We start from the raw sequence: 24,659 nt of genomic DNA on the forward strand, positions 1-24,659 counted from the left end.
CCTGACCTGAAGCTGGCTGCGTAAGATGAAATCCCTGGTGCGCCCCGAGTTGCCCACCGCGTCGGTCGGTTCGTCGCGAGCGCCGACCGCCGCCGTGGACAACTCTGCACCGTTGGCAAACCGCCCGCAATCCACTTAAGAATCGGGGAATGCTGTTCAGACAAGCGGGGCCACTTCTAAGAATCCGTTCACCTTGGCCTACGAAGGCGCGATCTCGAAGAACGAACCAGGCAAGGTCAACATCCACCCGGTCAAATACAAACTCAACGGCCTGGATATTGCCGCCAACGTCTATGCCCCAGCGAACTACGATTCGAAGAAGAAATATCCCACCATCGTGGTGGCGCACCCGAACGGCGGGGTGAAAGAGCAAGTCGCAGGCCTGTATGCCCAGCGCCTGGCCGAAAAGGGCTACATCACGATCACCGCAGATGCCGCGTACCAGGGCGGAAGCGGCGGCCAGCCGCGCAACGTGGACAAGCCCACTTTCCGCATCGAGGACATCCACGGCATGGCGGACTTCATTTCCCGCTATCCCGGCGCCGATGTCGCGCGCCTGGGCCTGCTTGGCATCTGCGGCGGTGGTGGGTACTCCTTGGCCGCGGCACAAACCGACAAGCGCTTCAAGTCGATCGCGACGCTGAGCATGTTCAACTCCGGGCGGGTCCGTCGCAATGGCTATGTGGATTCGCAACTTAACACCATCCAGGAGCGCCTGCAGCAGGCCTCGGCCGCCCGTGCGCAAGAGGCGGCCGGTGGAGAAGTGCGCTATTCAGGGGATGCCGATCTGACGGATGAGCAAATCGCCAAATTGCCGTTTGATCTGTATCGGCAGGGTTATGAGTACTACTGGAAGACGCACGTACACCCCGGCTCGACCTTCAAGTACACCACGAGCAGCTTGCTGGACCTGATGCGTTTCGACGCCACCAACCAGATCGAACTGATCGACAAGCCGCTGCTGATGATCGCGGGCAGTAAGGCCGACAGCCTGTACATGAGCGAGGATGCCATCGCCAAGGCCACCGGCACGAAGGACAAGGAGTTGTTCAAGATCGACGGCGCCACGCACATCGAAACCTACTGGGTTCCCAAGTATGTGGACGCCGCCATGGGCAAGCTGACAACGTTCTACGCAAAAACGCTGTGATGCAAGTGGGCGCCTTGCTGCGGTCCGCTCGGCCGCTGCCGCGTGAAGGCGCTCATCCAATCGGTGGGGCTATCCGGCCGATCGCGTTCAAGAATCAGATAACTTCTCGCGGCATCGCCGAGTGTCGCGCCCACGCATCTGCGTGCTTGATCAGCACCTTGGTAAGCTTGGCGAGGCGCGGCTGCATTTCCGTGACAGGTCCTACCAGGGTAACGGAGGCCACGACATCGCCCGAAGGGCTACGCACTGCCGTCGCAAGGCCGAACCGCATGCGGGTTGGATTCAAGTTGGTAGCGATCCTTGTCCTGGAGATTCCGTCGAGTTCGCTCAGGAATGTATCGACCAATCCGGCCTCTTCAGGTGGACGCCGATGCAGGTATGACTCGCGTTCGAACGGAGACTTTGCGGCCAGCAGCGCCTTGCCGCCCGCGGTGGAAAGCAGCGTGCGACGAATGTTCGAACGCGCTTCGAAGCCTGCCACGGGGTCGCTGCCCGCTTCCGCGATGTAGATCAGGTGATCGCCGGCTTGCACGCCGAGGAACACGGCGAAGCGCGTCTCTTCGTGCAGGGCCATGAGATCTTCGTGAGTCACCGAACCCGCGCGGATGTGGCCGCTCGCGAGCGTGAGGCCGTAGACGGCCGGCCCGAGGTAGAAGCGGTGCTGGTCCTCGTAGAGCCAGCCCTTGGCCAACAGGCCACGGATGAAGCCGTGCACCGAGCTCTTGGCAGCGCCCAGCGCGCGGACCAGTTCGGCGAAAGTCATGCCCGGCCGGTAAACCACTTCTTCCAGGATCTGCGTGACGCGATCCACCGTGCGATGGTTCTGCGGCTCGGCCGCTGCGCGCGCAGCAGAAGCTCCCCGTGGTGATGCCGTCGTTTTCGGCAAAGGCCTCTCTGCCTGTTTTCTGGTGGCCATCGGCTTTGTCGTTGCGCCAGTTGTTGGACTCGTGCGAGTTTAAGACAGGAGCAAGGCACGAATTGCACATCGGTGCTCCGTCATGTTGTTTCGAAAACAAGGACGCGGCGTGCAAAGAAAAGCCATGGACGTGGCACGCGTCCAATTCCGATACTCGAGGGCACCGCACAAAGACACAACGTTCATGCAAGCAACGGGCAGCTTCCACACGCCCTGGAGACATATGCATCAACACCGAAGAGCCGCTCACGCCTACCCATGTTCGCGAGCCGCATTGACAACGAGATCGCCCGCCGTACCGGGTTCGTGCCGGACATGGATTTTCAGCTGCGACGGGCAGAGCATGAAGGTTGGGGAGAAACGATGAGCTACCACGCGCCCGTCAAAGACATGCTGTTCGCCATGCGGCACCTCGCGGACCTCCACCGCCTGGGTGCGCTGCCGAACTTCGAAGATGTCAGCCTGGAGACCGCCGAAGCGGTGCTGGATGAATCCGCGAAACTGTGCGAGCAAGTGATCGCCCCCCTGAACGCCGTCGGCGACCGTGCCCCCTCCCGGTGGGACAGTGGCAACGTCAAGGCCACACCAGGCTTCCAACAAGCGTTCAAGCTTTTTGCGCAAGGCGGCTGGCAAGGCCTGGGGCACCCCCAGTCCTGCGGCGGCCAGGGCCTGCCCAAACTGATCGCGGCCGCCTGCTCGGAGATGCTGCAGGCAGCCAACGTCTCTTTCGGGCTGTGCCCCATGCTGACCGACGGCGCCATCGAGGCGCTGATCACAGCCGCCAGCCCGGCGCTGCGCGACAAGTACGCAACAAGACTGATCACAGGCGAGTGGACGGGCACCATGAACCTGACCGAGCCGCAAGCCGGCTCCGACCTGGCCGCAGTGCGTACGCGTGCCGAACCGCATCCGGACGGCGGCTACCGGATCTTCGGCACCAAGATCTTCATCACCTGGGGCGAGCACGACATGGCCGACAACATCGTCCACCTGGTGTTGGCCCGCCTGCCCGATGCACCGCCTGGCGTGAAAGGCATCAGCCTGTTCGTGGTGCCCAAGTTCCTGGTCCAGGAAAACGGCAGCTTGGGGGATCGCAACGACGTGCAATGCATCAGCATCGAGCACAAGCTGGGCATCAAGGCCAGCCCCACCGCCGTGCTGGAGTTTGAGGGCGCAGTAGGGGAACTCGTGGGCGAAGCCCAACAGGGCCTGAAGTACATGTTCATCATGATGAACGCGGCACGGTTCGCCGTTGGGCTGCAGGGGATCGGCGTGGCCGATCGCGCCTACCAGATGGCCCTGGCCTACGCGCGGGAGCGCGTGCAAGGGCGCGACCTGTCGGGCACTGGCGAGCCGGTGGCCATCGTGCAGCATCCCGACGTCAAACGCATGCTGCTGACCATGAAAGCCCTGACCGAGGGGGGCCGTTCACTGGCCTACGTCGCTGCCGCCGCCGGCGATGCCGCCCACAACGCCGCAGACGATGCGGAACAGCGGGACAGCCAATCGTTTTACGAATTCCTGGTGCCTGTCGTGAAAGGCCACTGCACGGAGATGTCCGTGGAAGTTGCCAGCCTGGGCGTTCAGGTTCACGGTGGCATGGGTTTCATCGAGGAGACCGGAGCGGCCCAGCACTACCGCGATGCACGCATCCTGCCGATCTACGAAGGTACGACGGCGATCCAGGCCAACGATTTCGTGGGCCGCAAGACCCTGCGCGACGGTGGCGCCATGGCAAGGGCCGTGTGCGCACGTATCGCAGCCACCGAGCGCGAACTGGCGGACCGCCCGAGCGACGATTGCCGCAGCATGCGCCTGGCCTTGCAGGCGGGCCGTCGGGCCTTCGAATCGGCGATCGAATTCGTCGTGAGCAACGGCGGTAGCCAACCCTCCATGGTGTACGCCGGCGCCGTGCATTACCTGCGGCTGGCTGGCATCGTGCTGTGCGGCTGGCAGATGGCGCGCGCCATGCTGGCGGCACTGTCCCATGAGGCCGAGGATCCTGGCTTCCACGCCGCGAAGGTCAGCACCGCCCGCTTCTATGCGGAAACGCTGCTACCGCAGGCACAGGCGCTCGCGGCGGCGCTGCTCGGCGCGGGCGACACGGTCGAGCGCGTCAGCGCCGAGATGCTGTGATGCGACCGCCCTGCGCACGTGGCGCAGGGCGCGCGTTCAAGGTTCAGGTGGGCGGGTGCGGTCGAAGGCCGGCTCGCTCTGCTCGAAAGCCGCAAGCCATTGCACGAGGCCAGGGTATGGCGTGCGCCACCCCACGGGCTGGCGCCGGTCGAGAAAGCCCAGCGCACAGGCCAGCCCGATCGAAACCGCGTTGGTCCGGTGGGGATCCGGCTGCAGCGCTTCAAAAGCGGCCAGCGCGCGCTTGATCTTGTCGCGCTGGTAGTCCAGCCAGGGCGATGACCGCATGGCCGGCTCGTGGTAGCGCTCTTCGTAGATGACCATGGCTCCTGCCTCAACGATGCCGTCGGCAAGCCGCGTGCGCGTGAGCATGGCAATGCGCGTGCGGCCGGCGCGGGGCAACAGGCGGTCGGTGCCCGCGATCTCCTGCAGGAACTCGAGGATCACGCTGCTGTCGTAGATGGCGGTGCCGTCCTCGCACACCAGGCATGGGTACTTGCCCAGCGGGTTCTGCTGGCGCAACGTGTCACCGGGGTCCACCGCATCCGTCGGCACCAGCCGGAGGCGGTCGGCCAGACCGAGCACGTCCGCCGCCATGCGCACCTTGCGCACGAAGGGTGACGTCAGCGAGGAACGCAGGATGAAAGTTTCTGCAGGCATCGTGGAATACGGTCTGTCAATGGAATGAACGGCCGCCATCCACAGCAAGGGCAGCGCCCGTGACGTAGGACGACTCGTCGCTCGTCAGGAAGAGGATGGCCCGCGCGATCTCCTCGGGCTGCGCAAGCCGCCGAAGCGCATAGTTGCCGACATTGCCTTGCACGCCTTCAGCCATCGGCGTGTCCACCAGCCCGGGGCACACGGTGTTGGCTCGGACGGAGGGCGCCAGTTCCGCGGCCAGCGCCCGTGTCAAATTCAGGACACCACCTTTCGACGCGGAGTAGGCGCTGAGGTCCGGCGTGTTGGGCAGCAGCGACTGGCCCGAACCGAGGTTGACGATGGAGGCCTGCGCTGCCTGCTTGAGCCAAGGCAGGCAGCAGCGCACGACGATGTAGGTGCCCGTGAGGTTGATCTCCAGCACACGCCGCCACTGCGCCACGTCGACTTCCAGCACCGAGCCGCGCAGCATCACACCCGCCGCATTCACCACGCCGTCGATCCCGCCCATGGCCGCAGCGCCTTGCGCCACGGCGCGCGCGATGGAGTCCTCGTCGCATACGTCGGCCTCAAAGACATGGGCCTGTATCTCGCGTGCGACAGCGTGCAGGCCCTGCGCGTTACGGTCCAGCAAGGTCAGCGCGGCACCTTCTGCTGCAAACAGCCGCGCGGTCGCCATGCCGATTCCCGAAGCAGCTCCCGTGATGACGATGCGACGATTGCGCAGGCGTTGAATGTCACCCATGGCCATGCACCTACTTCTTCGGGATATTGGCCAGTCTTGCGAGCCGGCTCCAACGCTCGATTTCCGAGTGCACGAAGGTGCGAAGCTGTTCGGGCGTCATGACCATCGTCGTCATGGCCATCCCCTGCACCGCATCCTTGATCTCAGGCTTCGCGAGACTGCGCGCCACTTCCTGCTGCAGGCGCTCGATGACGGCCGGGCTGGTCTTGGCAGGCGCGAACAAGGCGGCCCAGCTCGCCAGCTCCACCTCCTTGTAGCCGGCCTGCGCCATGGTGGGCACTTGGGGTTGCAAGGGATGGCGCACGGAGTCCGTCACGGCCAGCGCCTTCAGTTGGCCATTGGTGATGAAGCCCATCGACGAGTAAGGATCCACCACCGCGGCATCGATCTGGCCGCCGACAAGATCGGTCAATGCCTGGGGTGTGCCGCGATACGGCACCAGCGTGATGTCGATTCGCGCCGCAGATTGCAGCAGTGCCGCAGCCACCTGGCTCGACGTGTTTCCGGTGCCGAAGCTGAGCGGAGTCTGCTTGGCCTGTCGTACGAAGGCGGCTACATCATCGGCTGGAAAGTCCTTGCGAACCAGAAGCATCAGCGGGATGCGGATCAGCCCCGCAACCGGCTCGAAATCGCGCTCCGGATCGTAAGGCAGATTGGCATAGAGCGACTTGTTGACGCCGTGGGCCGAATTGGTGCTCATGAAGAGCGTGTATCCATCGGGCGCCGCGCGTTTGACGTTTTGCGCTGCAATGTTGCCGTCGGCTCCGGCTTGGTTCTCGATGACCACAGGCTGGCCGAGGCCCTTGCGCAGGTCCCCGGCAATGACCCGTGCGATGCCGTCGGTGGCACTGCCTGCCGGGAACGGAAGAATCAGCTTGATCGGCCGGTCCGGATAGTCCTGCGCGAGAGCGCACAAGGGGATGCCGCGGCCAGCAACAGCGTGGCGATCCATCGGCGCAATGGGTTGTGCATCAGTCCGTCTCCTCCTTTTGTGTGTCAGGCGCAAGCGTGCAGGTTCACGCATGCAAACTCAGTTGCGTGCGAGTGGGGCCATGCGCTTCATGTCGGGCCAAGCTTCACTGGCCGCGTCGATGAATGCACGTATGAGCGGGTCATTGCCGCGGCTGGACACGTGCGCGATGAACTGCGGGCACTCGGTCCGCGCGATCGGAGATAGAGCAAGATCCCCGGCACTTACGCCCTCCAAGGCATACTCTTCGCGCATCAGCAACATGCCGACGCCCGCATGCACCAGCGCACGGCCGAGCGCAGCGTTGTCGAAGCGGACCACGCTGTTGAGTTCCAGCCCCCTCTCGCCGAACAACCGATCCAGCATGAACGCGTACGCCTGATTGGTACCGTTCGGCGTGATCCAGGGCAACTCTGCCAAAGCTGCCCAGTCGGCGTTCTCGATCTTGTCCTTCCAGGCTACGGGTCCAGCCACCCGGAAGTTGATCGTGGTCAATTGGTAGTAGGTGAAGTCGGCATCCACGGGGCGGCCGAGCAGCATGCCAATGTCGAACTCGCCGGTCTTGAGCGCCTGACGCGTGCCCGCAGATGCCCGCGCGCACACGTCGACGGTGACCAGAGGGTGCTGTGCGCGCAGGCCCGCGACCACGAGTCCGATGCGGCTGGACAACGGATCGCTGCTGGCGCCGACGATCAAGTTGCCCTCGACCTTGCCGCGAATGTCCCGGGCGAAGGAGGTGAATTCCGCCGCTCCGTTGAGAAGAAGTTTGGCCTGACGCAGCAGCATCTGTCCGGCGCGCGTGAGTTCCAGGCTGCGGTTGGTCCGCGCGAACAGCTGGATGTCCAGGCTTTCCTCGATTGCGCGCACGTGTGCGCTCGCGGCAGACTGGCTGACGTGGAGCCGTTCGGCCGCACGTGTGAGATGCTGCTCCTCCGCCACGGCGACGAAGGTGCGCAGCTGTACAAGGTCGATCATCATTTTTGTCTCCTGCTTTTGTTTGATTCCTCCGATGTCTACCCCGTGTCGGATAGCTTCGGTCGATAGAACTGGGGCCAATGCACGCGCACCAGTTCGCGCTCCTGGCCGTAGGCATAGCAGCTGTCGATCTTGAGTGGCTTGCCCATGGCGTCCACGCGCTCAGCCCGCCCCCGATGGACCTGGCTCAGCGACTGGAAGGCGGTGGTCGCCATCGGTATCAGCAGTTCCATCAGATGGGTACAGCTGCGCGCGCCGCCGAGCCGGCTGCGCACTTCCTTGCTCCAGCCGCTGGCCATGCGCAGGCCTTTGAGGGATTGCAGCGCCTGACCGCCGTCCGGGCACTCGCCATAGGGCGCTGCCTCGGTGAACGTTTCCACCGCGTGGATCTGCAGCTCCGCGTCATACACGAGCCGCACACCCATGTCGTGGACGGGCTCACCCGCAGGCACGCGCTTGCCGCCGCGCCAAGGCTCGAAGTCGTGCGGCTTGCGGTCAGTCAGCCGCCCTTCCAGTTCGAACAGGCCGTCGCTGCGCCGCCAGGCACGCATGTCGATGCGCCGGAAGTGAAGCTCCTCCTCGCGAGTCGGGTGCGGGTCGGTCATGGTCTGGTCACTCCACTTCAGCTGAACCGTGGGGCACGCTTCTCCAGAAACGCATCCACGGCCTCCTTATGATCCGGCGTCTTGTGGCAGATCGCCTGGAATACGGCCGAGAGTTCGAGCACCGTGTCCAGGCGCGAATGGATGGCCTCGCGCATCAGGCGCTTGGTCAGGCGCACGCCATGGGCAGCGTTCTGCGCGATGCGCCCCGCCATCTCGCGCGCCGCGGGCAGCAGTTGCTCGGCCTCGACCACGCGCGACACCAAGTTCCAGTCCAAGGCCTGCCGGGCATCGATCATGTCGCCCGTAAAAGCGAGTTCGGCCGCGCGCGACATGCCCACGATACGCGGCAGCAGCCAGGCGCCGCCGTCGCCCGGAATGATGCCCAGCTTGATGAAGCTCTCGGCGAACTTGGCCTTCTCGGAAGCGATGCGGATGTCGCACATGCAGGCCAGGTCCAGTCCGGCGCCGATCGCGTGTCCATTGACGGCCGCGATCACCGGCACTTCGAGATTGAACAGCGCCAGCGTCAAGCGCTGGATGCCGCGCCGGTAGTCCTGGCGGATGTCCATCTCGCTGACCTCGGGCGACGCCTGGCGCTTCATCTCGTGGATGTTGCCACCCGCGCAGAAGGACGGGCCATTGGCGGCGAGGATGACGCAGCGCACGCTGCGGTCATCGTGGATGCGATCGATGGCCGCCAGGAACTCCGGGATCGCGCTGTTCCCCGTCAATGGGTTTCGCTGTTCGGGCTGATTCATCGTCAGCGTGACGACAAGGCCATCTTGTTCGTAGAGCAGGAAGTCGGTCATGGTGGTTCTCAAAGTGTTCTGTTGTCGATCACGAAACGGAAGCGGACTTCGCCCGCCAGCAGCCGCCGATAGGCACCATCGACGCCGTCCGCATCGATGACCTCCACCTCGGCGCCGATGCCGTGTGTAGCGCAGAAATCCAGCATCTCCTGCGTCTCGGCCATCCCGCCGCTGCGTGTGCCGGCGATGGAGCGGCGGTTGGTGAGCAAGGCCGTGGCGGAGACGTTCAAGGGCTTGGCGGGAACGGCCAGGTTGACGTAGACGCCATCGCGCGCCAGCAGGCCCAGGTAGCGGTCCAGATCGGCGTGGATGGGCACCGTCGAGACGATGAGATCGAACGCGGCATCCAGTGCCGTGAAGGTGTCCGGATCGGTGCCCAGCCGGAAGTCGTCTGCACCGAGACGCAATGCGTCTTCGCGCTTGTCTGGCGATAGGTCCAGCACCGTGGTGCGCGCGCCCAGCGCACGGGCCATCTGCACACCCACATGGCCCAGGCCGCCGAATCCGATGATGGCCACCTTACTGCCGGGCCCGGCGCGCCAGTGCCGCAAGGGAGAGTACATGGTAATGCCGGCACACAGCAGCGGCGCGGCATTCTGCAGCGCGATGCACTCTGGAATCCGGACGACGAAGCGTTCATCGACCACCACGTTCTGGCTGTAGCCGCCATAGGTGGGCTTGCCATCGCGGCCGATCGAGTTGTAGGTCATGGTGCGGCCGCCGCTGCAATACTGCTCCAGCCCAGCCCGGCAGTTCTCGCACACGCCGCAGGCGTCGACCATGTTCCCGACCCCTACACGGTCACCGACCCGTACGCGCGTGACCTCGGCGCCGACCGCCGCGACGATGCCGGCGATTTCATGGCCCGGCACGATGGGGTAGATGGTCTTGCCGCGCAGGCTGCGCGCGTGCTCGACGTCCGAATGGCAGATGCCGGCGTAGGCGATGTCGACCAGCACGTCGCGCGGCCCGGGGTCGCGCCGCTCGACCGTGGTGCGGATGAATGGCTGGTCAGGACCGCAGGTGCAGAGAGCTTTTGAAATGATCATCGTGGACTCTCCGGATCAGCGCACGGCCCGGAACGCGTCGAGCAGCTCGTGCACGTCCTCGACCTCATCCATGCGCTGTGCCAGCGCCAGCATCCGTTCCACGTCGCACTCCGGCAGCCCCTCTTTCCACTTCTGCAGGAGGTCGGCCCAACTGACCCCGCCGCGCGCGCTGTGGCCACGCGGATGATCGACCCGGCGAGACACCGATTCGCCCGCCGTGGTGACGATGGTCACCACGGCGCCGCGCCCGGAAGGCTGGTCACGATCGAGATCCGGGTGCCCCCGCAGCGCAATGCGCGGACGGATGCGCTGGTATGCCGGGTCGTCGAGCACGTCCGGAATCGGCCTTTCGCGGAGCTTCAGCGCCACCTTTCTCCAACGTTGTCGCATCGATGTCTCCGGTCTCTTGTTGTCAGGATCTCACTCGGGCTGAATCTTGGCTTCACGTGCCAGCCGAATCCATCGCGTGGTCTCGGACTCGATGAAGGCCTTGAGTTCGTCGGGTCCCATCACCAGTGGCGTAGCGCCCTGGCTGGCGTATTTTTCGATCAGGTCCCGTTGCTTCTGCACCTTGATGACCGCATCGCTGACGTGCGCAACCATCTCGCGCGGCAAGCCTGCCGGCCCCATCAGTGCATTCCAGGAAGGGAAATCGAATCCAGGCAGGGTCTCCGAGATCGCGGGCCAATCGGGCATGACCGGGTTGCGCTTGAGGGAGGAGACGGCGAGCGGCCGCAGTTGACCAGCCTTGGCCTGGGCCTGGGCATTGCCCTGGTCGGTCAGCGTGGCGTCCAGATTGCCACCGATCACGTCGGTGATCGTGGCCGGACTTCCCTTGTAGGGGATCGGCAGCAACTCTATGCCAGCGAGATGGCTCATCGTCGCGATCTGCGTCTGCACCGAGGTGGTCGAATAGCCGACACTGACCTTTCCGGGCTTCGCCTTGGCATGGGCAATGAAATCCGCGAAGCTGCGAATCGGCGAGTCCGCCTTTACCATCAGCACATGGTTGGTCAGGCTGACGGCGGCAATCGGCGTCAGATTCTTGCGCGGGTCGTAGCCCAGGTTCTTGAAGAAGGCCACGTTGGCTGCCAATGGCGAGTTCGACGCGCACAGAAGCGTGTTGCCATCCGGCGCTGCGCGCACCACCTCCAGCGTAGCAATAGTGCCATTGCCACCAGGCTTGTTGTCGATGAAGTAGTTCTGCCCATTGATTGCTCCGACCGAGGGCAGAAGGACGCGCGTCACGTAGTCGTTTGAGCTGCCAGCCGGCAGTGGCACGACGACTCGTACTGCGCGCCCTTTCGCGGCCTGGGACCAGGCCATGCCACTGGGCAATGCCAGTGCTGCGCCGAGCGCCTTGATGAAACTGCGTTTGTCCATAGTCTTGTCTCCTTGTTATTGCCAACCCGTCTATCGGACTACCCGAGGACGGACTTGTATTCCATGAATTCCTCGATGCCGAAGCGGCCCCACTCGCGGCCGACGCCCGAAAGCTTGAACCCGCCATGGGTTCCGCGCTTGTCCAGCGGCGCGCCATTGATGCGTACGCGTCCGACACGCAGGCGGGCCGCGATGCCGCGTGCGCGCTCAGCGTCGTTGCACCACACACCGCCTGCCAGGCCGTACTGCGAGTCGTTGGCAATGCGGATCGCGTCCTCCTCGTCGTCGAAGGGAATGATCACCACGACCGGGCCAAAGATTTCTTCGCGCGCTATGCGGCTGTTGTTGTCACCCGAAAAGATGGTCGGTCGGATGTACCAGCCGCGAGCCAGTCCCTCCGGAGCCTCGGCTCCGCCGGTCAGCATTCGCACGCCCTCTTCCTGCGCCGAGCGGATGTAGCCACGCACGCGGTCGCGCGCTGCGGACGTGGACACGGGACCGAGCGTGGTCGCCTCGTCCAGCGGGTCGCCGAGCACGTAGCTATTGGCCTTGCGAACGGCCAACTTTTCCGCTTCCGGCAGGCGCTCACGCGGTACCAGCATGCGCGTGAGGCCGCCACACACCTGGCCGCTGTTGCGCAAGGCATCCGCAATGCCATCGGCCACTGCGCGCTCGAAGTCGGAATCGGCCAGGATGATGTTGGGCGACTTCCYGCCGAGCTCCAGGTGCACGCGCTTGATCGACTCCGACGCCACCTCCATCACCCGGCGCCCTGCGCGCACCGACCCGGTGATCGACGCCATATCGACCAGCGGGTGCGCCGCAATCGCCTCGCCCACCTCCGGGCCGGTGCCGCACACCAGGTTGAACACGCCGCGCGGCAGGCCGGCCTGCTCGCACAGTTCGGCGAACATGAAGGCCGTCAGCGGCGCCACTTCGGAGGGCTTGAGTACTACGGTACAGCCTGCGGCGATGGCCGCGCCTGCCTTGGAGATGACGGAACGCAGGGGTGCGTTCCACGCCGTGATGGCGCCCACCACGCCAGAGGGCTCGCGGCGAACCTGCGTGTTGCCTACGTGCACGACCCATTCAATCTGCGCCAGGGACTCGGCAATGATGTCGAGCTCTTCCACGGCTCCGAGCGTCTGTGATCTGCGCAGCGCTGTGATGGGATAGCCCAGTTCGCTCACCAAGGTCTGCGTGATTTCTTCGGCTCGCGCCTCCGTCAGACGAGCCAGCTTGCTGAATATCTCGATGCGGTCGGCGATCGGCGTCTGGGACCAGCCCGGGAACGCACGGACCGCGGCCTGCACAGCTCGCTCGACATCCTCAGCGGTGCCGCGCGGTACGGTAGCAATGGGCTCTTCCGTCGCCGGATTGATGACGGTCAGGACTTCGCGACCCGACGAGGGTACCCACTCGCCGTCGATATAGATCTTGTTGCGTTCGATCATGTTTTTCACCATGCCTCTTCCATAATTTGCTGTAGTTCGGCCGCGCTGCGCACGGGCCGCGGGTTGCCGCGCAGGAACCAGTCGCCCATCGCAAGTGCGGCGATGTCGGGCAGGGCCTCGCGCGGCACCTTCACGTCGCGCAAACGCCGTGGCACGCCGAGATCGTCGAAGAGCGACGCGACCTTCTCGATGACCCGCTCCAAGTCCGCCTGCGTCCCGGAGCTCTGCAGGTCGAGCGCCGCGGCCACGTCGGCCATGCCGGCCGCCGCGGCCTCGGCGTTGAAGCGCAGCACGTGCGGCAGCACGATGGCGTTCACGGTGCCGTTCTCGATCTCATGACGCGCGCCGATCGCATGGCCCAGCACTGTGGTGATGCCGGCAGCCGTGTGGTCCGTGCCCTGGCCGCACAGGATGGCGGCCAGCACCAGTTGGCCGCGCACCGCTGCATCGTCCGCATGTGCGGCCTGGGGCAGATGCCGCCCAAGCAATCGCAGCGCCTGCATCAACGCACCGTGCGCGAGCGCGTCCTGCGAGCGTGAGGTCAGGCCCTCGATCGCCATCGACAAGGTGTTGATACTCGCGCTGGCCACCAGGCCGCGCGGTGCTGACAGGATCATCTCGGGGTCGATGAAGACCGACTGCGCACGCGTCTTGGGGTCGAACATCGCCAGCCGCTGTCCGCTGGCCGGATCGAACACCGCGCTGCCGGCCTTCACGGTGGCCGTGGTCGGCGTCGTCGGCACGATGAACTGCGGCAGCTTCGGAGCGGACAGCTTGGGGCTGCGCAGGCTGCCGTCGGCCTCGGTCACGGTGCACAGCTCAGACACCGACTTGCCCTCGGCCGCCAGGATGCTGGCCGCGCGGGCCGTCACGATGGCCGAGCCACCGCCCACGGCGATCACGGCATCGGCTTCGAGGCGGCGCAGCAGCCCCGCGGCGTCCTCGACCGAGGCGACCGGGCTGTGGCCCAGTACCTCCGCGTAGGCACCGGCGCAGCGCGCACCCAGTGCCTCGCGGATGCGCTCGAACAAAGGCCCCTTGGCCAGCCAGTCGCCGCAGACGACGACCGCCCGCTGGCTCTTGATGCGGTCGAGCTCGCGGCCCAGGTGCGCGAGGCTGTCCGGGCCGTGGAACAAACGCAGCGGCGGCGTGATGTGCTGGAAGTTCTGCATGGTCATGTCAAAGCTCTTTCTGCAGCTCGGCGCGGACCTGGGCGCTGATCGCCGCCTTGTCCACTTTGCCGGTGTGGTTCGTCGCCAGCGGCTCGCGCTGAATCCGCCAACGGCTGGGCACCGCGAACGACGCGATCTGGCCGCGCAGCTGTTCCTGCAGCTGCTGCGTCGTGAGGTCGGTGTCGGTCACGACAATCGCCATCACTTCCTCGCCCAGGTCGCGGTGCGGCACGCCGAACACCACGGTCTCGGTCACGCCGGGAATGTTCTGCAGTGCCCGTTCGATCGCGGCGGGCGCGATGTTCTCGCCGCCACGGATGATCATGTCCTTGCAGCGCCCAGTAATCCAGAGGTTGCCCTTGTCGTCGAGCCGACCCAGGTCGCCCGTGTGAAGCCAACCGTTTTCATCGATCGGCGATTCATCGAGCCCGAAGAAGCCGGACATCTGCGTGGGAGAGCGCAGCAGGATCTCCCCGTCAGGCAGACCTGGGTGGGAAAGAAAGCGAATCTCGACGCATGGCAGCGGCTTGCCGGCGGAGCCCAGTTCTTCGATGTCCTCCGAGCCCGCGGCGGCAGTGGCCTGTCCGCCGTTCTCCGTCAGGCCGTAACCCGTCGGAATCCTCGGGCTGACGCTGGGCAGCTGGGTGCGGATACGCTGCATCAGTTCCGCATGCACAGGAGCGCCGCCGATGCTGATGGACTTCAGGCTGCTCAGATCCCTGCATGGCACGTCCGGATGGTCCAGCAGCCGCGTCACCATGGTCGGCACGGCATTCCAGCGCTTGACCTTGTTGCGTTCGATGGACGCGAGCACCTCGGCGGGGTCGTACCTGCCTTCCGAAAGCACCAGCGTATCGCCAACGACAACCGCCCGCATGAGGGTCTGCATGCCGCCCACATGGAACAGCGGGCCCGTGATCAGCGTCACGTCGCGCGCCGTCTCATCGATCTGGTGCGGCAACTTGCGCGTGATGTGCAAGGTCATCTGCAGGCGCGCCAGCAGCGCACGATGCGACAGCACCACTGCTTTGGGCTGGCCCGAGGTGCCCGAGGTGAAGATGATGAGCGCGGTCTCTTCCTCGCCGCGCGCAGCTTCGGCATCCGCGACGGCATCGCCACCCTGCCACCCCGTCGTGTCGATGCCCCAGGGCCCCCGGCGCGAGCCCGCAGGCACACGCGCTGCGCAACGGTCGTCGGCCAGCGTCATGGCAGGTTGCAGGGCCGCCAGACCGTTCCCGACCTCCACCTCGCTCCACCAGGCGTTCGCGAGCACAGGCACGGCACCCACGAGAAGGCAGGACCAGAAGTTGATCACCCACTCCGGACTGTTCCAGCCGAGGATGAAGATGCGATCACCCGGGCGAATACCCAGGTCGGCGAGTTGGCGAGCCTTGGCAATCGCACCCTGATGCAAGTCCTGGAACGTGACGACACGCTCACCCTGGATGATGTGGGGCCGCGCTCCCCAGCGCCCGGCGAAGTCGAGCAGGCGCTCGACCCGGCGTGGGCGATCCGTGTACATCCGGAACGGAACCCCGCCGATCATTTCCGTCGCAATTTCCTTGCCCCATGGCGTTGCTGCTGATGACATCGATGTCTCCGTGTTGGTGCGACTGGTGCGCGCGCTCTGGGCCGGTGGTCACGACCCGGCCCCAGGATGCGCACGCCGTCTCACCGCATATTTAGGACTTCTTGTAGCGATCGAGGATCGCGTTGTCCTGGCCGAGCGCCGGAGCAGGTTGGGCGGGACACCATTCGCCATCGAACTTGATCGGTATCCTCACGCTGCGAATCGTGCCGACCTTGCCCGGATACTCGACGTCGGCGATCGCACCAGAGCCACTCGCGGCCTCCATTTCCAGCGCTTCGCCGAGACTGCGGACCACGCCACAGGGAATGCCTGCCTCGTGCAGCCGCCTCACGATTTCCTCGGAGGTAAATGCGGAGAACACCTCGCCGAGCAATGCGTCGCATGCGTCCCGATGGACGACACGGGAAGCCGCGGTCATGAATCGCGGATCTTCCGCAAGTTCGGGGCGGTCCATGGCATCGACGATCTTCTTCCACGAACCGTCGCTGAAGGTGGAAAGCAGGATGTTTCCATCTGAAGCCGCGTACTGGCCATACGGCACCACGCCCGGATGGCGCGATCCCATCCGCTTGGGTGTTTCGCCGGTCACGAAGTACCGGGTGGCGTTGTAGACGGAGAGCGAAAGCAGGGAACTCATCATGCTGACTTCGACGAGCCCTCCCTTCCCGGTCCGTGATCGCCGCAGCAGTGCGGCGAGGATTCCGTGAACCCCGAACATCCCGGACGTCAGGTCGGCCACCGGAAGACCCAGCTTGCTGGGCGGACTGTCGCCTTCTCCGTTCAGGCTCATCACTCCGGATTCCGCCTGCACGATCAGATCGAAGGCGGCCCGCCGGCTCTCGGGTCCCGTGCCCCCGAAACCGGAGATCGAGCAATAGACCAGCGCCGGGTTGATCTTGGAAAGAGCGTCGTATCCGAATCCGAGCCGCTCGGCGACGCCGGTACGGAAGTTCTGGATGAAGACGTCGCAATCTGCAACCATCGCGTGAACGAGTCTCCTCCCCTCCTCGGACTTCAAGTCGAGCTCCACCGAAGCCTTGCTTCGGTTGATGGTGGAGTGATAGAAGCTCACGTCGCCTTGGAGAGGCGCGATGTGGCGCGTGTCGTCACCGGCCTCGGGCACTTCGACCTTGATGACCTCCGCGCCCATCTCCGCGAGCAGCAGCGTCGCGTAGGGCCCGGAGAGGTAGCGCGTCAAGTCGAGGACGCGCACCCCGCTGAGCGGCAGCGATGCGTCCTCTCTTGCTCGAACGCGATCGTCGCGCGCCGATTCGGCGGACGCCGTCGAATGACGCTTCTCACTTTTCGCTTCCGCGATCGAGGTGTCGCTGGACGTGGTCATGGTCGTCTCGGTCCTTGCTTCGTTCTTGCGTCGTTCTTGGGAAGGCCCTCTCGCTCAAGCGGCCGGGTGCTTGGGCAGGGCAACCACCGCGGTGCCGGGCATGCACTGCTGGCCGCGCTGGTTGGTGGCCCAGGTCGTCAGGCGCACGATGTGGCGGCCTTCGGCATCGACTTCCTTTGCGTCGACGCGGCCGCCAAGGCGCACCACGTCGCCCAAGTAGACGTGCGAACGGTACTGGCCGGTCAGCGCGAGCAGCCGGCCGGCGTCGCCCATCCAGTTGGTCAGCGAATGGATCTGCCAGCAGGTCCGCTGGATGCCCACGTCGTAGGCGATCTGCGCGCCCTGCAGCTGAGCCGCGTAGTCGTTGTAATGCACCGAGTAGACCGGCTCCAGCGCATGTGTTCGCGGATCGCGGAAGGCCCACTTCGGGTGCTTGTGGTAGCGCTTGAGCGCCACGGAATGCGCGGCCACACGCGGGATCGGCGCGGCGCCGGCAGCGATGAAGGCGATAAAGTCCGTCAAGCCCAGCGGGCCCTTGGTGATGACGTCGATTTCGTCGCCGACCTGCACGTCGTCCCAGTAGCGCGGCGTGGCGCCGCGCGGGCGCTCGGCAAGGATCTGCTCCTCGATCGCGGCGATCTCTTCTTCCTTCCAGGGGTGGGGCACCTCGATCGCGCGGCTCTCTCGGCGCGCCTGCATCTCGCCGCGCTCGAAGCGCATGCGCGAGCAGATGAAGGTGGCTTTCAGGTCACCCTCCTCGTTGCGGTATTCCTGGCGCAGGTAGTCCTTGATGCGGCGCCCGCCAAAGTTGCTGTCGGCGATCGGGCCGTCAAAGCCATCGAAGGTGACCATGGCCGTGATCTTCTCGCCCACGCGGATGGGCTCGCCGAAGGTCATCTTGGTCTCGGCGTGGAAGCCGCCCAAACCGGGCCAGCCCACCTGCACCGACCCCAGACAGGCAAAGATGAAGCTGGGTGGCGCGACCAGCGTGCCATGCGGGCCGTCCTTCGCGTAGTCGGCATTCGTCCACAGCGGGTTGTCGTCGCCGATGCCCTCGCAGAAGCGCATGACCGCCAGGCGCGTGGCGTATTCATTGTTCAGGCACGACTCGGTGCGCAATTCGGTGCCGATCAGGGCGCGCATGTCGGCGAGCATCTTGTCGGTGAACTTGCCCAGGGCCAACTCCTTGGTGATGCCGGCGTCAGCTGTCTCATCTTTATTCATATATGCGAACCTTCGGTCGTATTTGCGATAATGAAATGTAGGTTTCAGGGTGCCAGGGTGTCAATGCGGTTTTCGTGGAGCCCGCGTGCGTGAAAGCCGGTCACAGGCATCCAGCAAGCCCACCTCTTGGTATGTGACATTCGGAAAACGTGAACGTCGGCTCCCGAATATCGCCATGGACGAGCGACAAAGCCCCCTCCAGACTTAGACGGCGCCGGTGCTACTCACCACTCACCGGCCATGTCGCCCCTACAACGAAAGGAGACCTTCCGTGCGCAATTCCTTGGGCCACCCTAGCCGACGAGTGTTTCTCTCTGCAGCGGCACTCGCCTTGAGCGATGCCGGCCTGTGCAATCCATCACTGGCCGAGAGCAAGCCCGGGCCGAATCCACTGCTCTATCGCGGCAATCAACACCGTCCGACCCGGGATTTGCTGGAATGGCATAGCCGAGGCTCAAGCGAGCCCGCGCGCGAACCTGGTTTGCCTATCGTGGATGCCCACCACCACCTGTTCGGCACCAGTTCCGACAAGCTCTACTACCGCCGCGAGGACATGGAGAGCGACCTGGCATCGGGCCACAAGATCGTGGGGACCATGTACATCGCGGCCTATGGAGCCGGCTGGCGCACCGACGGTCCCCAGGAAATGCGGTCTGTCGGTGAAGTCGAGCGCATCGTTACCCTGAGCACCACCCCGCTCAGCGCGCCGCAGGGCCCTTGCCGTCTTGCGGCCGGGATCGTCTCGGACGTGGACTTGGCGCACGGAGACGCGGTGGACGCAGTGCTGCGGGCGCATGCGGAGGCCGGCAAAGGCAGATTGCGCGGTGTGCGCTACTACGCCACTTACCATGACAGCGACCTCAAGAAGTTCATTCCCAACGCGCAGCCGAACGTCATGGGCGACGCCAGCTTTCGCCGCGGCTTTGCCCTGCTTGATCGGTACGGTCTCAGTTTCGACGCGTTGATCTACCACACACAGCTGCAGGAGCTGTCTTCATTGGCAGATGCGTTTCCTCGCACATCGATCGTGTTGAACCACCTAGGCATGCCCGCTGGTGTGTTGGGATTTCAATCACAAAAAGCTGCTGTTCGACAGGAGTGGGAGCGCGATCTGCGTGCACTGGCCGCCAGGCCCAACGTGCGCGTCAAAGTGGGCGGCATGGGGATGCCGATCTTCGGGTTCGGGTTCGAGTCGGGCGATAGGCCCGCCGATACTCAGACTCTGGTGCAGGCATGGAAGCCCCTGATGGACGTATGTATCGACGCATTCGGGCCAGGACGGTGCATGCTGGAAAGCAACTTTCCGGTGGACAAGCAATCTTGCGGCTACGTGCAGCTATGGAATGCCTTCAAGCTTGCCACCAGCGCGCTATCGCCGTCCGAACGGCAGGCCCTGTTCTACCGGACAGCGTGCCAGACGTACCGCCTGCCAGAACTGGAGCGGGCTTGCGACGAAGCCTGGACGCAGGAGACGTCGACCGGCCGGCAGGTCGCGCCAAGACCCAACGCCTTCCAGGTACGCTGATCGGGCTCGCGGGTCGATGTCAAACCGGCGGTGTCGTCGAGCACGCGCCGCGAAGATGGCGCCGCCCTTGGCACCGAGGGCACTCACCTGGCCATCCGTTGCAGACAGCATTGGAGCATCGTCCTAGACCGACAGGCCCTGCCGCCGATCCAGGCCCGCCGCTACGAGACGATGCTCCTCATCAACGCGATGTGCGTGCGTTGCATGTACCACTGAATCGCGGTCCACTTTGGTGCCGTCTTGGAATGCGTCCTGATCACTCCCACTCGATCGTCGCCGGCGGCTTGCTGCTCACGTCATAGGTCACGCGGTTGATCCCGCGCACCTCGTTGATGATCCGCCCCGACACCTTCTTGAGCAGCGCATAGGGCAGCTCGGCCCAGTCCGCGGTCATGAAATCGCTGGTCTGCACCGCGCGCAGCGCCACCACGTAGTCGTAGGTGCGGCCATCGCCCATCACGCCGACGCTCTTCACCGGCAGGAACACCGTGAAGGCCTGGCTCGTGAGGTCGTACCAGCTCTTGCCGCTCGAGGGGTCGATGAAGTTGCGCAGTTCCTCGATGAAGATCGCGTCGGCACGGCGCAGCAGCTCGGCGTAGTCCTTCTTGACCTCGCCGAGGATGCGCACGCCCAGGCCCGGGCCCGGGAACGGATGGCGATACACCATCTCGGGCGGCAGGCCCAGCGCGACGCCGAGCTCGCGCACCTCGTCCTTGAACAGGTCGCGCAGCGGCTCGAGCAGCTTCAGGCCCAGCTCGGCGGGCAGCCCACCGACGTTGTGGTGGCTCTTGATCGTGACCGCCTTCTTGCTCTTGGCGCCGCCCGACTCGATCACGTCGGGATAGATGGTGCCCTGCGCCAGCCACGTGGCGCCCTTGACGGCCGGCAGGCCGTCAACTCCGAGTCTTCCGCCGGCGCTGGCCTTGAGCTTGGCCGCTTCCTGCTTGAACACGGTGACGAATTCGCCGCCGATGATCTTGCGCTTGGCCTCCGGGTCGCTGACGCCCGCCAGCTTGCCGAGGAACAGCTCGCTGGCATCGACGCGAATCACCTTGGCATGCAACTGGCCGACGAACATGTCCATCACCATGTCGCCTTCGTTCAGCCGCAGCAGGCCGTGGTCGACGAAGACGCAGGTCAGCTGGTCGCCGATGGCGCGATGGATCAGCGCCGCAGCGACGGACGAATCGACGCCGCCCGAAAGGCCGAGGATCACCTCCTCATCGCCCACCTGCTGGCGGATCGCCTCCACGGCCTCCGCGATGTGGTCGCGCATCACCCAGTCGGGCCGCGCGCCGCAGATGCCGAGCACGAAGCGCTCGAGGATCGGCTTGCCCTGCTGAGTGTGCGTGACTTCGGGATGGAACTGCACGGCGTAGAAGTGCCGCGCCTCGTCCGCCATGCCGGCGATCGGGCAGCTGTCGGTCGACGCCATCAGCTTGAAGCCCGGCGGCAGCTCGGTGACCTTGTCGCCATGGCTCATCCAGACGTTGAGCATGCCGTGGCCCTCGTCGGTCGTGAAGTCGGCAATGTCGCGCAGCAGCTCGGTGTGGCCGCGCGCCCGCACGGCCGCGAAGCCGAATTCGCGCTTGTGGCCGCCCTCGACCTTGCCGCCCAGCTGGTGCGCCATGGTCTGCATGCCGTAGCAGATGCCCAGCACCGGCACGCCGAGCTCGAACACCGCCTGCGGTGCCTTGTCGGTGGTCTCCTCGTAGACGCTGGCGTGGCTGCCGGAAAGGATCACGCCCTTGAGCTTGCCGYCCCTGGCGAACTCGCGCACCCATTCGTCGCTGACGTCGCAGGGATGGACCTCGGAGAACACATGCGCCTCGCGCACGCGGCGCGCGATCAGCTGGGTGACTTGCGAGCCAAAGTCGAGGATGAGGATCTTGTCGTGTTGCATGAAGCAGACTCAGAGCGTTGAAATGTCGAAGAGGCGGACGCCCGCTTGCGGCGCCGCCTGGATGAGTTGCGCGTCGAAAGTGGCGAGCGGAAGATCGAGCGAGCGTGCCAGCCAGAGGTAGCCCGCGTCGTAGAGCGACACATCGGCGTCGATGGCCACGGCGAGCACCGCCTTGTGCTGGGCCGGGGCCAGCTCGTGCAGCTCGACGCGATGCCGGATGGCGTCCAGCACGCTCCACAGCCCTTCGACCGCGGAGGAGGGAATGCGGCCGCTGCGCACGCCATTGACGAGGATGTTGGCGCACTCCCATTGCCAGGCGTTGGGCGCCTGCGGCTCGACCTCGTCGCGGCGGATCGCGGCGTAGAGTTTGCGGGTGTGTTCGCTGGCCTGGTCCGGCAGCAGCCAGGCCGAGGTGACCGAAGCATCCATGACGAAGGCCGTCACGACTGCCGCCCTTCGTCACGCAGGGCCCGCACCGCGGGACCCGGCTTGATCGCGGCGTGCAGGGCGTCGATCTGCCCCAGCTCGCGCGCGATCTGCTCGTCGGTGATGACCGGCTTGCGCCGCACCGGCAGCATGCGCACGACCTCCTTGCCGTGGCGGGTGATGCGCACTTCCTCGCCCTTCTCGACCAGGTCGATCAGGGCCGAGAAGTTGTTCTTGGCTTCAGCGATGCCGAGGGATTGCATTTGGGCCAGAAATATTTAATCTGGCCCGAATTCTAGTGCCAATCTGGCCTGACTTTCAAGGTCTGGCCAGATCGGACTTACTCAGCCCTGTAGTTGGGGGCTTCCTTGGTGATCTGCACGTCGTGCACATGGCTCTCGCGAATGCCCGCCGTGGTGATCTCGACGAACTCGGCCTTGTTCTTCATGTCCTCGATCGTCGCGCAGCCACAGTAGCCCATGCTGGCGCGCAGGCCGCCGGACATCTGGTAGACGATCGAGACCATCGAACCCTTGTAGGGCACACGGCCCTCGATGCCCTCGGGCACCAGCTTGTCCGCGTTCGGGTTGCCGGTGGTCGACTCCTGGAAGTAGCGGTCGGCGCTGCCCTGCTGCATCGCGCCGATCGAGCCCATGCCGCGGTAGCTCTTGTAGCTGCGGCCCTGGAACAGCACGATCTCGCCCGGCGCCTCTTCGGTGCCGGCGAACATGCCGCCCATCATCACGGTGCTGGCGCCGGCGGCGATCGCCTTGGCGATGTCGCCCGAATAGCGGATGCCGCCGTCGGCGATCAGCGGCACGCCGGTGCCCTGCAGCGCCGTGGCGACGTTGTCGATCGCCATGATCTGCGGCACGCCCACGCCGGCCACGATGCGGGTGGTGCAGATCGAGCCTGGGCCGATGCCCACCTTGACCGCGTCGGCGCCGACATCGGCCAGCGCGCGGGCGGCGTCGCCGGTGGCGATGTTGCCGCCGATCACCTCGACCTGCGGATAGTTGCGCTTGACCCAGCGCACGCGCTCGATCACGCCGGCGCTGTGGCCGTGCGCGGTATCGACCACGATGGCGTCGACGCCGGCCTTGACCAGCGCCTCGACGCGCTCTTCGGTGCCCTCGCCCACGCCGACCGCCGCGCCCACCCGCAGGCGGCCGCTGGCGTCGCGCGCGGCATTCGGAAAGCTGGTCTGCTTGGTGATGTCCTTCACCGTGATCAGGCCCTTGAGCTCCCAGGCTTCGTTGATCACCAGCAGTCGCTCGAGCTTGTGCTTGTTGAGCAGCGCCTTGGCGTCGGCCAGCGTGGTGCCGTCGGGCACCGTGATGAGCCGGTCGCGCCGGGTCATGATCTCGCTCACCGGCACGTCGTAGCGGCTCTCGAAGCGCAGGTCGCGGCCGGTGACGATCCCGACCACTTTGCCGGCGTCGCAGACCGGGAAGCCCGAGATGCCGAGTTGGTCCGACAACGCCATCACCTCCCGCACGGTGTGGCTTGGCGTGATCACGACCGGGTCGCGAAGCACGCCGGATTCGTAGCGCTTCACCTTGGCCACCTGGGCGGCCTGTTCGGCCGGGGTGAGGTTCTTGTGGACGATGCCGATGCCGCCCTCCTGCGCGATGGCGATCGCGAGGCGCGCTTCGGTCACGGTGTCCATCGCGGCCGAGACCAGCGGCAGATTGAGCGTGATGTTGCGGGAGAGCCGGGTGGCGAGGGAAGTGTCCTTGGGCAGGACCTGGGAGAACGCTGGCACCAGCAACACGTCGTCGAAGGTGAGCGCTTTGCCGAGAAGGCGCATGGGTGAAGCTCCAAAAGAAGGATTGTAACGATGCCTCGCGGCCCGGGCCGACGCAGGGATTAGCGCTTTTTGCCTCGCATTCGGGCCGAGCTGCGTCCAAATGCCGTCCGAGCGTTGCAAAAACGCCAGCGAGCGAGTTGCAAAACGTAAGGCGGCGCTAAACTTCCGCCCATGAAGTTCGTGCAGTTGCTCCTCGTCGGGTCCGTGTTCCTGCTGCCCCTGGGCGCGCAAGCCCAATGGCAGTGGCTGGACAAGGACAACAAGAAGGTCTTCAGCGATCAGGCGCCGCCGCCCGACGTGCCCGAGAAGAACATCCTGCGCCGGCCCGGCGGGCCAGCCAAGCGGTTGAACTACAGTGCGCCGCCCGTTGCCGAGGATGTGGCGGCCGCCCCCGCGCCCCTTTCCCAGCCACCGGCCGCCCCCAAAGCCGCCGGCGTCGACAAGGAGCTCGAGGAGAAGGCGCGCAAGGCCGAAGAGGCCGAAAAGGCCAGGCAGGCCGCCGAGACGCAGAAGATCGCTCAAGCCAGGAAGGAAAATTGCAGCCGGGCGCGCGAGGGCAAGGCGACCATGGACAGCGGCATCCGCGTCGCGCGCCTGAATGCCCAGGGCGAGCGCGAGATCATCGACGACGCCACGCGCGCCAGCGAGCAGAAGCGGCTGCAGGCGGTCATCGACTCCGACTGCAAGTGAGCTAGGGCCTGTTCACACTACTTCCGGGGTCGCGAAGGCCTGCCAGGACGGGCCAATCAAGGCGCGCGACGCGGCATGTGCGTTGGCACATGCAAGGAGTGCAACGCCGGGTGGCTCGTCCTGGCAGGCC

The 24,659-nt window shown here is 65.2% G+C and carries 23 protein-coding genes; 4 read left to right on the forward strand and 19 right to left on the reverse strand.

The features are described from left to right. Positions 1–193 precede the first annotated feature (193 nt). Positions 194–1,150: an alpha/beta hydrolase gene (locus AC1D2E_RS27850; RefSeq protein WP_478200396.1), complete on the forward strand. Its 957-nt coding sequence runs from the start codon at positions 194–196 to the stop codon at positions 1,148–1,150. A 94-nt stretch (positions 1,151–1,244) separates the two neighbouring features. Here the strand turns inward: AC1D2E_RS27850 and AC1D2E_RS27855 are convergent, their stop codons facing one another. Next, the gene (locus tag AC1D2E_RS27855) at positions 1,245–2,066 is read right to left on the reverse strand and encodes an IclR family transcriptional regulator (RefSeq protein WP_478200397.1); all 822 of its coding nucleotides are present in this window, start codon (positions 2,064–2,066) and stop codon (positions 1,245–1,247) included. Between the two features lie 363 nt (positions 2,067–2,429). Between AC1D2E_RS27855 and AC1D2E_RS27860 the strand changes: the two genes are divergently transcribed. Then, positions 2,430–4,202, forward strand: coding sequence for an acyl-CoA dehydrogenase (locus tag AC1D2E_RS27860; RefSeq protein WP_478200417.1), 1,773 nt, complete (start codon positions 2,430–2,432; stop codon positions 4,200–4,202). Positions 4,203–4,238: 36 nt separating this feature from the next. On the opposite strand, the gene AC1D2E_RS27865 is transcribed toward AC1D2E_RS27860, so the two are convergent. The 14 genes from AC1D2E_RS27865 to AC1D2E_RS27930 form a co-directional block, all read right to left on the reverse strand. Then, positions 4,239–4,859 (reverse strand): glutathione S-transferase N-terminal domain-containing protein, encoded by a 621-nt coding sequence (locus AC1D2E_RS27865; protein WP_478200398.1) that lies wholly within the window; start codon positions 4,857–4,859, stop codon positions 4,239–4,241. A 16-nt stretch (positions 4,860–4,875) separates the two neighbouring features. Beyond that, entirely contained in the window at positions 4,876–5,607 is a 732-nt protein-coding gene (locus AC1D2E_RS27870; RefSeq protein ID WP_478200399.1) for an SDR family NAD(P)-dependent oxidoreductase, read from the reverse strand. A 4-nt stretch (positions 5,608–5,611) separates the two neighbouring features. Beyond that, positions 5,612–6,553: a Bug family tripartite tricarboxylate transporter substrate binding protein gene (locus AC1D2E_RS27875; RefSeq protein WP_478200400.1), complete on the reverse strand. Its 942-nt coding sequence runs from the start codon at positions 6,551–6,553 to the stop codon at positions 5,612–5,614. A gap of 78 nt (positions 6,554–6,631) precedes the next feature. After that, complete coding sequence (locus AC1D2E_RS27880) at positions 6,632–7,549, reverse strand: LysR family transcriptional regulator (protein WP_478200401.1); 918 nt, start codon at positions 7,547–7,549, stop codon at positions 6,632–6,634. 35 nt (positions 7,550–7,584) lie between these two features. Continuing rightward, complete coding sequence (locus AC1D2E_RS27885) at positions 7,585–8,151, reverse strand: DUF2889 domain-containing protein (protein ID WP_478200402.1); 567 nt, start codon at positions 8,149–8,151, stop codon at positions 7,585–7,587. Positions 8,152–8,168: 17 nt separating this feature from the next. Continuing rightward, positions 8,169–8,960: a crotonase/enoyl-CoA hydratase family protein gene (locus AC1D2E_RS27890; protein ID WP_478200403.1), complete on the reverse strand. Its 792-nt coding sequence runs from the start codon at positions 8,958–8,960 to the stop codon at positions 8,169–8,171. Positions 8,961–8,968: 8 nt separating this feature from the next. Continuing rightward, positions 8,969–10,009, reverse strand: coding sequence for an NAD(P)-dependent alcohol dehydrogenase (locus AC1D2E_RS27895; protein ID WP_478200404.1), 1,041 nt, complete (start codon positions 10,007–10,009; stop codon positions 8,969–8,971). A gap of 15 nt (positions 10,010–10,024) precedes the next feature. Beyond that, the gene (locus AC1D2E_RS27900) at positions 10,025–10,399 is read right to left on the reverse strand and encodes a hypothetical protein (RefSeq protein WP_478200405.1); all 375 of its coding nucleotides are present in this window, start codon (positions 10,397–10,399) and stop codon (positions 10,025–10,027) included. Positions 10,400–10,429: 30 nt separating this feature from the next. Then, positions 10,430–11,392: a Bug family tripartite tricarboxylate transporter substrate binding protein gene (locus AC1D2E_RS27905; RefSeq protein WP_478200406.1), complete on the reverse strand. Its 963-nt coding sequence runs from the start codon at positions 11,390–11,392 to the stop codon at positions 10,430–10,432. 38 nt (positions 11,393–11,430) lie between these two features. Beyond that, positions 11,431–12,858 (reverse strand): aldehyde dehydrogenase family protein, encoded by a 1,428-nt coding sequence (locus AC1D2E_RS27910; RefSeq protein ID WP_478200407.1) that lies wholly within the window; start codon positions 12,856–12,858, stop codon positions 11,431–11,433. Continuing rightward, positions 12,852–14,024 carry an iron-containing alcohol dehydrogenase family protein gene (locus AC1D2E_RS27915; RefSeq protein ID WP_478200408.1) on the reverse strand — a complete coding sequence of 391 codons (1,173 nt, stop codon included), beginning with the start codon at positions 14,022–14,024 and terminating at the stop codon, positions 12,852–12,854. The genes AC1D2E_RS27910 and AC1D2E_RS27915 overlap by 7 nt, the downstream gene beginning before the upstream one ends. Before the next feature lies 1 nt (position 14,025). Then, a complete protein-coding gene (locus AC1D2E_RS27920; RefSeq protein WP_478200409.1) occupies positions 14,026–15,609 on the reverse strand; it encodes a class I adenylate-forming enzyme family protein in 1,584 nt (527 codons plus the stop codon). Between the two features lie 91 nt (positions 15,610–15,700). Then, the gene (locus AC1D2E_RS27925) at positions 15,701–16,951 is read right to left on the reverse strand and encodes a CaiB/BaiF CoA transferase family protein (protein ID WP_478200410.1); all 1,251 of its coding nucleotides are present in this window, start codon (positions 16,949–16,951) and stop codon (positions 15,701–15,703) included. A 54-nt stretch (positions 16,952–17,005) separates the two neighbouring features. Continuing rightward, positions 17,006–18,175, reverse strand: a complete 1,170-nt coding sequence (locus AC1D2E_RS27930) for an FAS1-like dehydratase domain-containing protein (protein WP_478200411.1) — start codon at positions 18,173–18,175, stop codon at positions 17,006–17,008. Between the two features lie 271 nt (positions 18,176–18,446). Between AC1D2E_RS27930 and AC1D2E_RS27935 the strand changes: the two genes are divergently transcribed. Then, a complete protein-coding gene (locus AC1D2E_RS27935) occupies positions 18,447–19,700 on the forward strand; it encodes an amidohydrolase family protein (RefSeq protein WP_478200412.1) in 1,254 nt (417 codons plus the stop codon). Positions 19,701–19,956: 256 nt separating this feature from the next. On the opposite strand, the gene guaA is transcribed toward AC1D2E_RS27935, so the two are convergent. From guaA to guaB, 4 genes are all read right to left on the reverse strand, one after another. Further along, a complete protein-coding gene (guaA, locus tag AC1D2E_RS27940) occupies positions 19,957–21,603 on the reverse strand; it encodes a glutamine-hydrolyzing GMP synthase (protein WP_478200413.1) in 1,647 nt (548 codons plus the stop codon). Positions 21,604–21,612: 9 nt separating this feature from the next. Beyond that, on the reverse strand, positions 21,613–22,032 hold the full coding sequence (locus AC1D2E_RS27945) for a type II toxin-antitoxin system VapC family toxin (protein ID WP_478171749.1): 420 nt from the start codon (positions 22,030–22,032) through the stop codon (positions 21,613–21,615). An 11-nt stretch (positions 22,033–22,043) separates the two neighbouring features. Next, the gene (locus tag AC1D2E_RS27950; protein WP_478200414.1) at positions 22,044–22,292 is read right to left on the reverse strand and encodes a type II toxin-antitoxin system Phd/YefM family antitoxin; all 249 of its coding nucleotides are present in this window, start codon (positions 22,290–22,292) and stop codon (positions 22,044–22,046) included. Positions 22,293–22,369: 77 nt separating this feature from the next. Then, complete coding sequence (guaB, locus tag AC1D2E_RS27955; protein WP_478200415.1) at positions 22,370–23,839, reverse strand: IMP dehydrogenase; 1,470 nt, start codon at positions 23,837–23,839, stop codon at positions 22,370–22,372. A gap of 171 nt (positions 23,840–24,010) precedes the next feature. On the opposite strand from guaB, the gene AC1D2E_RS27960 reads away from it, so the two are divergent. After that, complete coding sequence (locus tag AC1D2E_RS27960) at positions 24,011–24,529, forward strand: DUF4124 domain-containing protein (RefSeq protein WP_478200416.1); 519 nt, start codon at positions 24,011–24,013, stop codon at positions 24,527–24,529. Positions 24,530–24,659 lie beyond the last annotated feature (130 nt).

It is taken from the genome of Variovorax sp. P1_H2 (genome assembly GCF_056405295.1).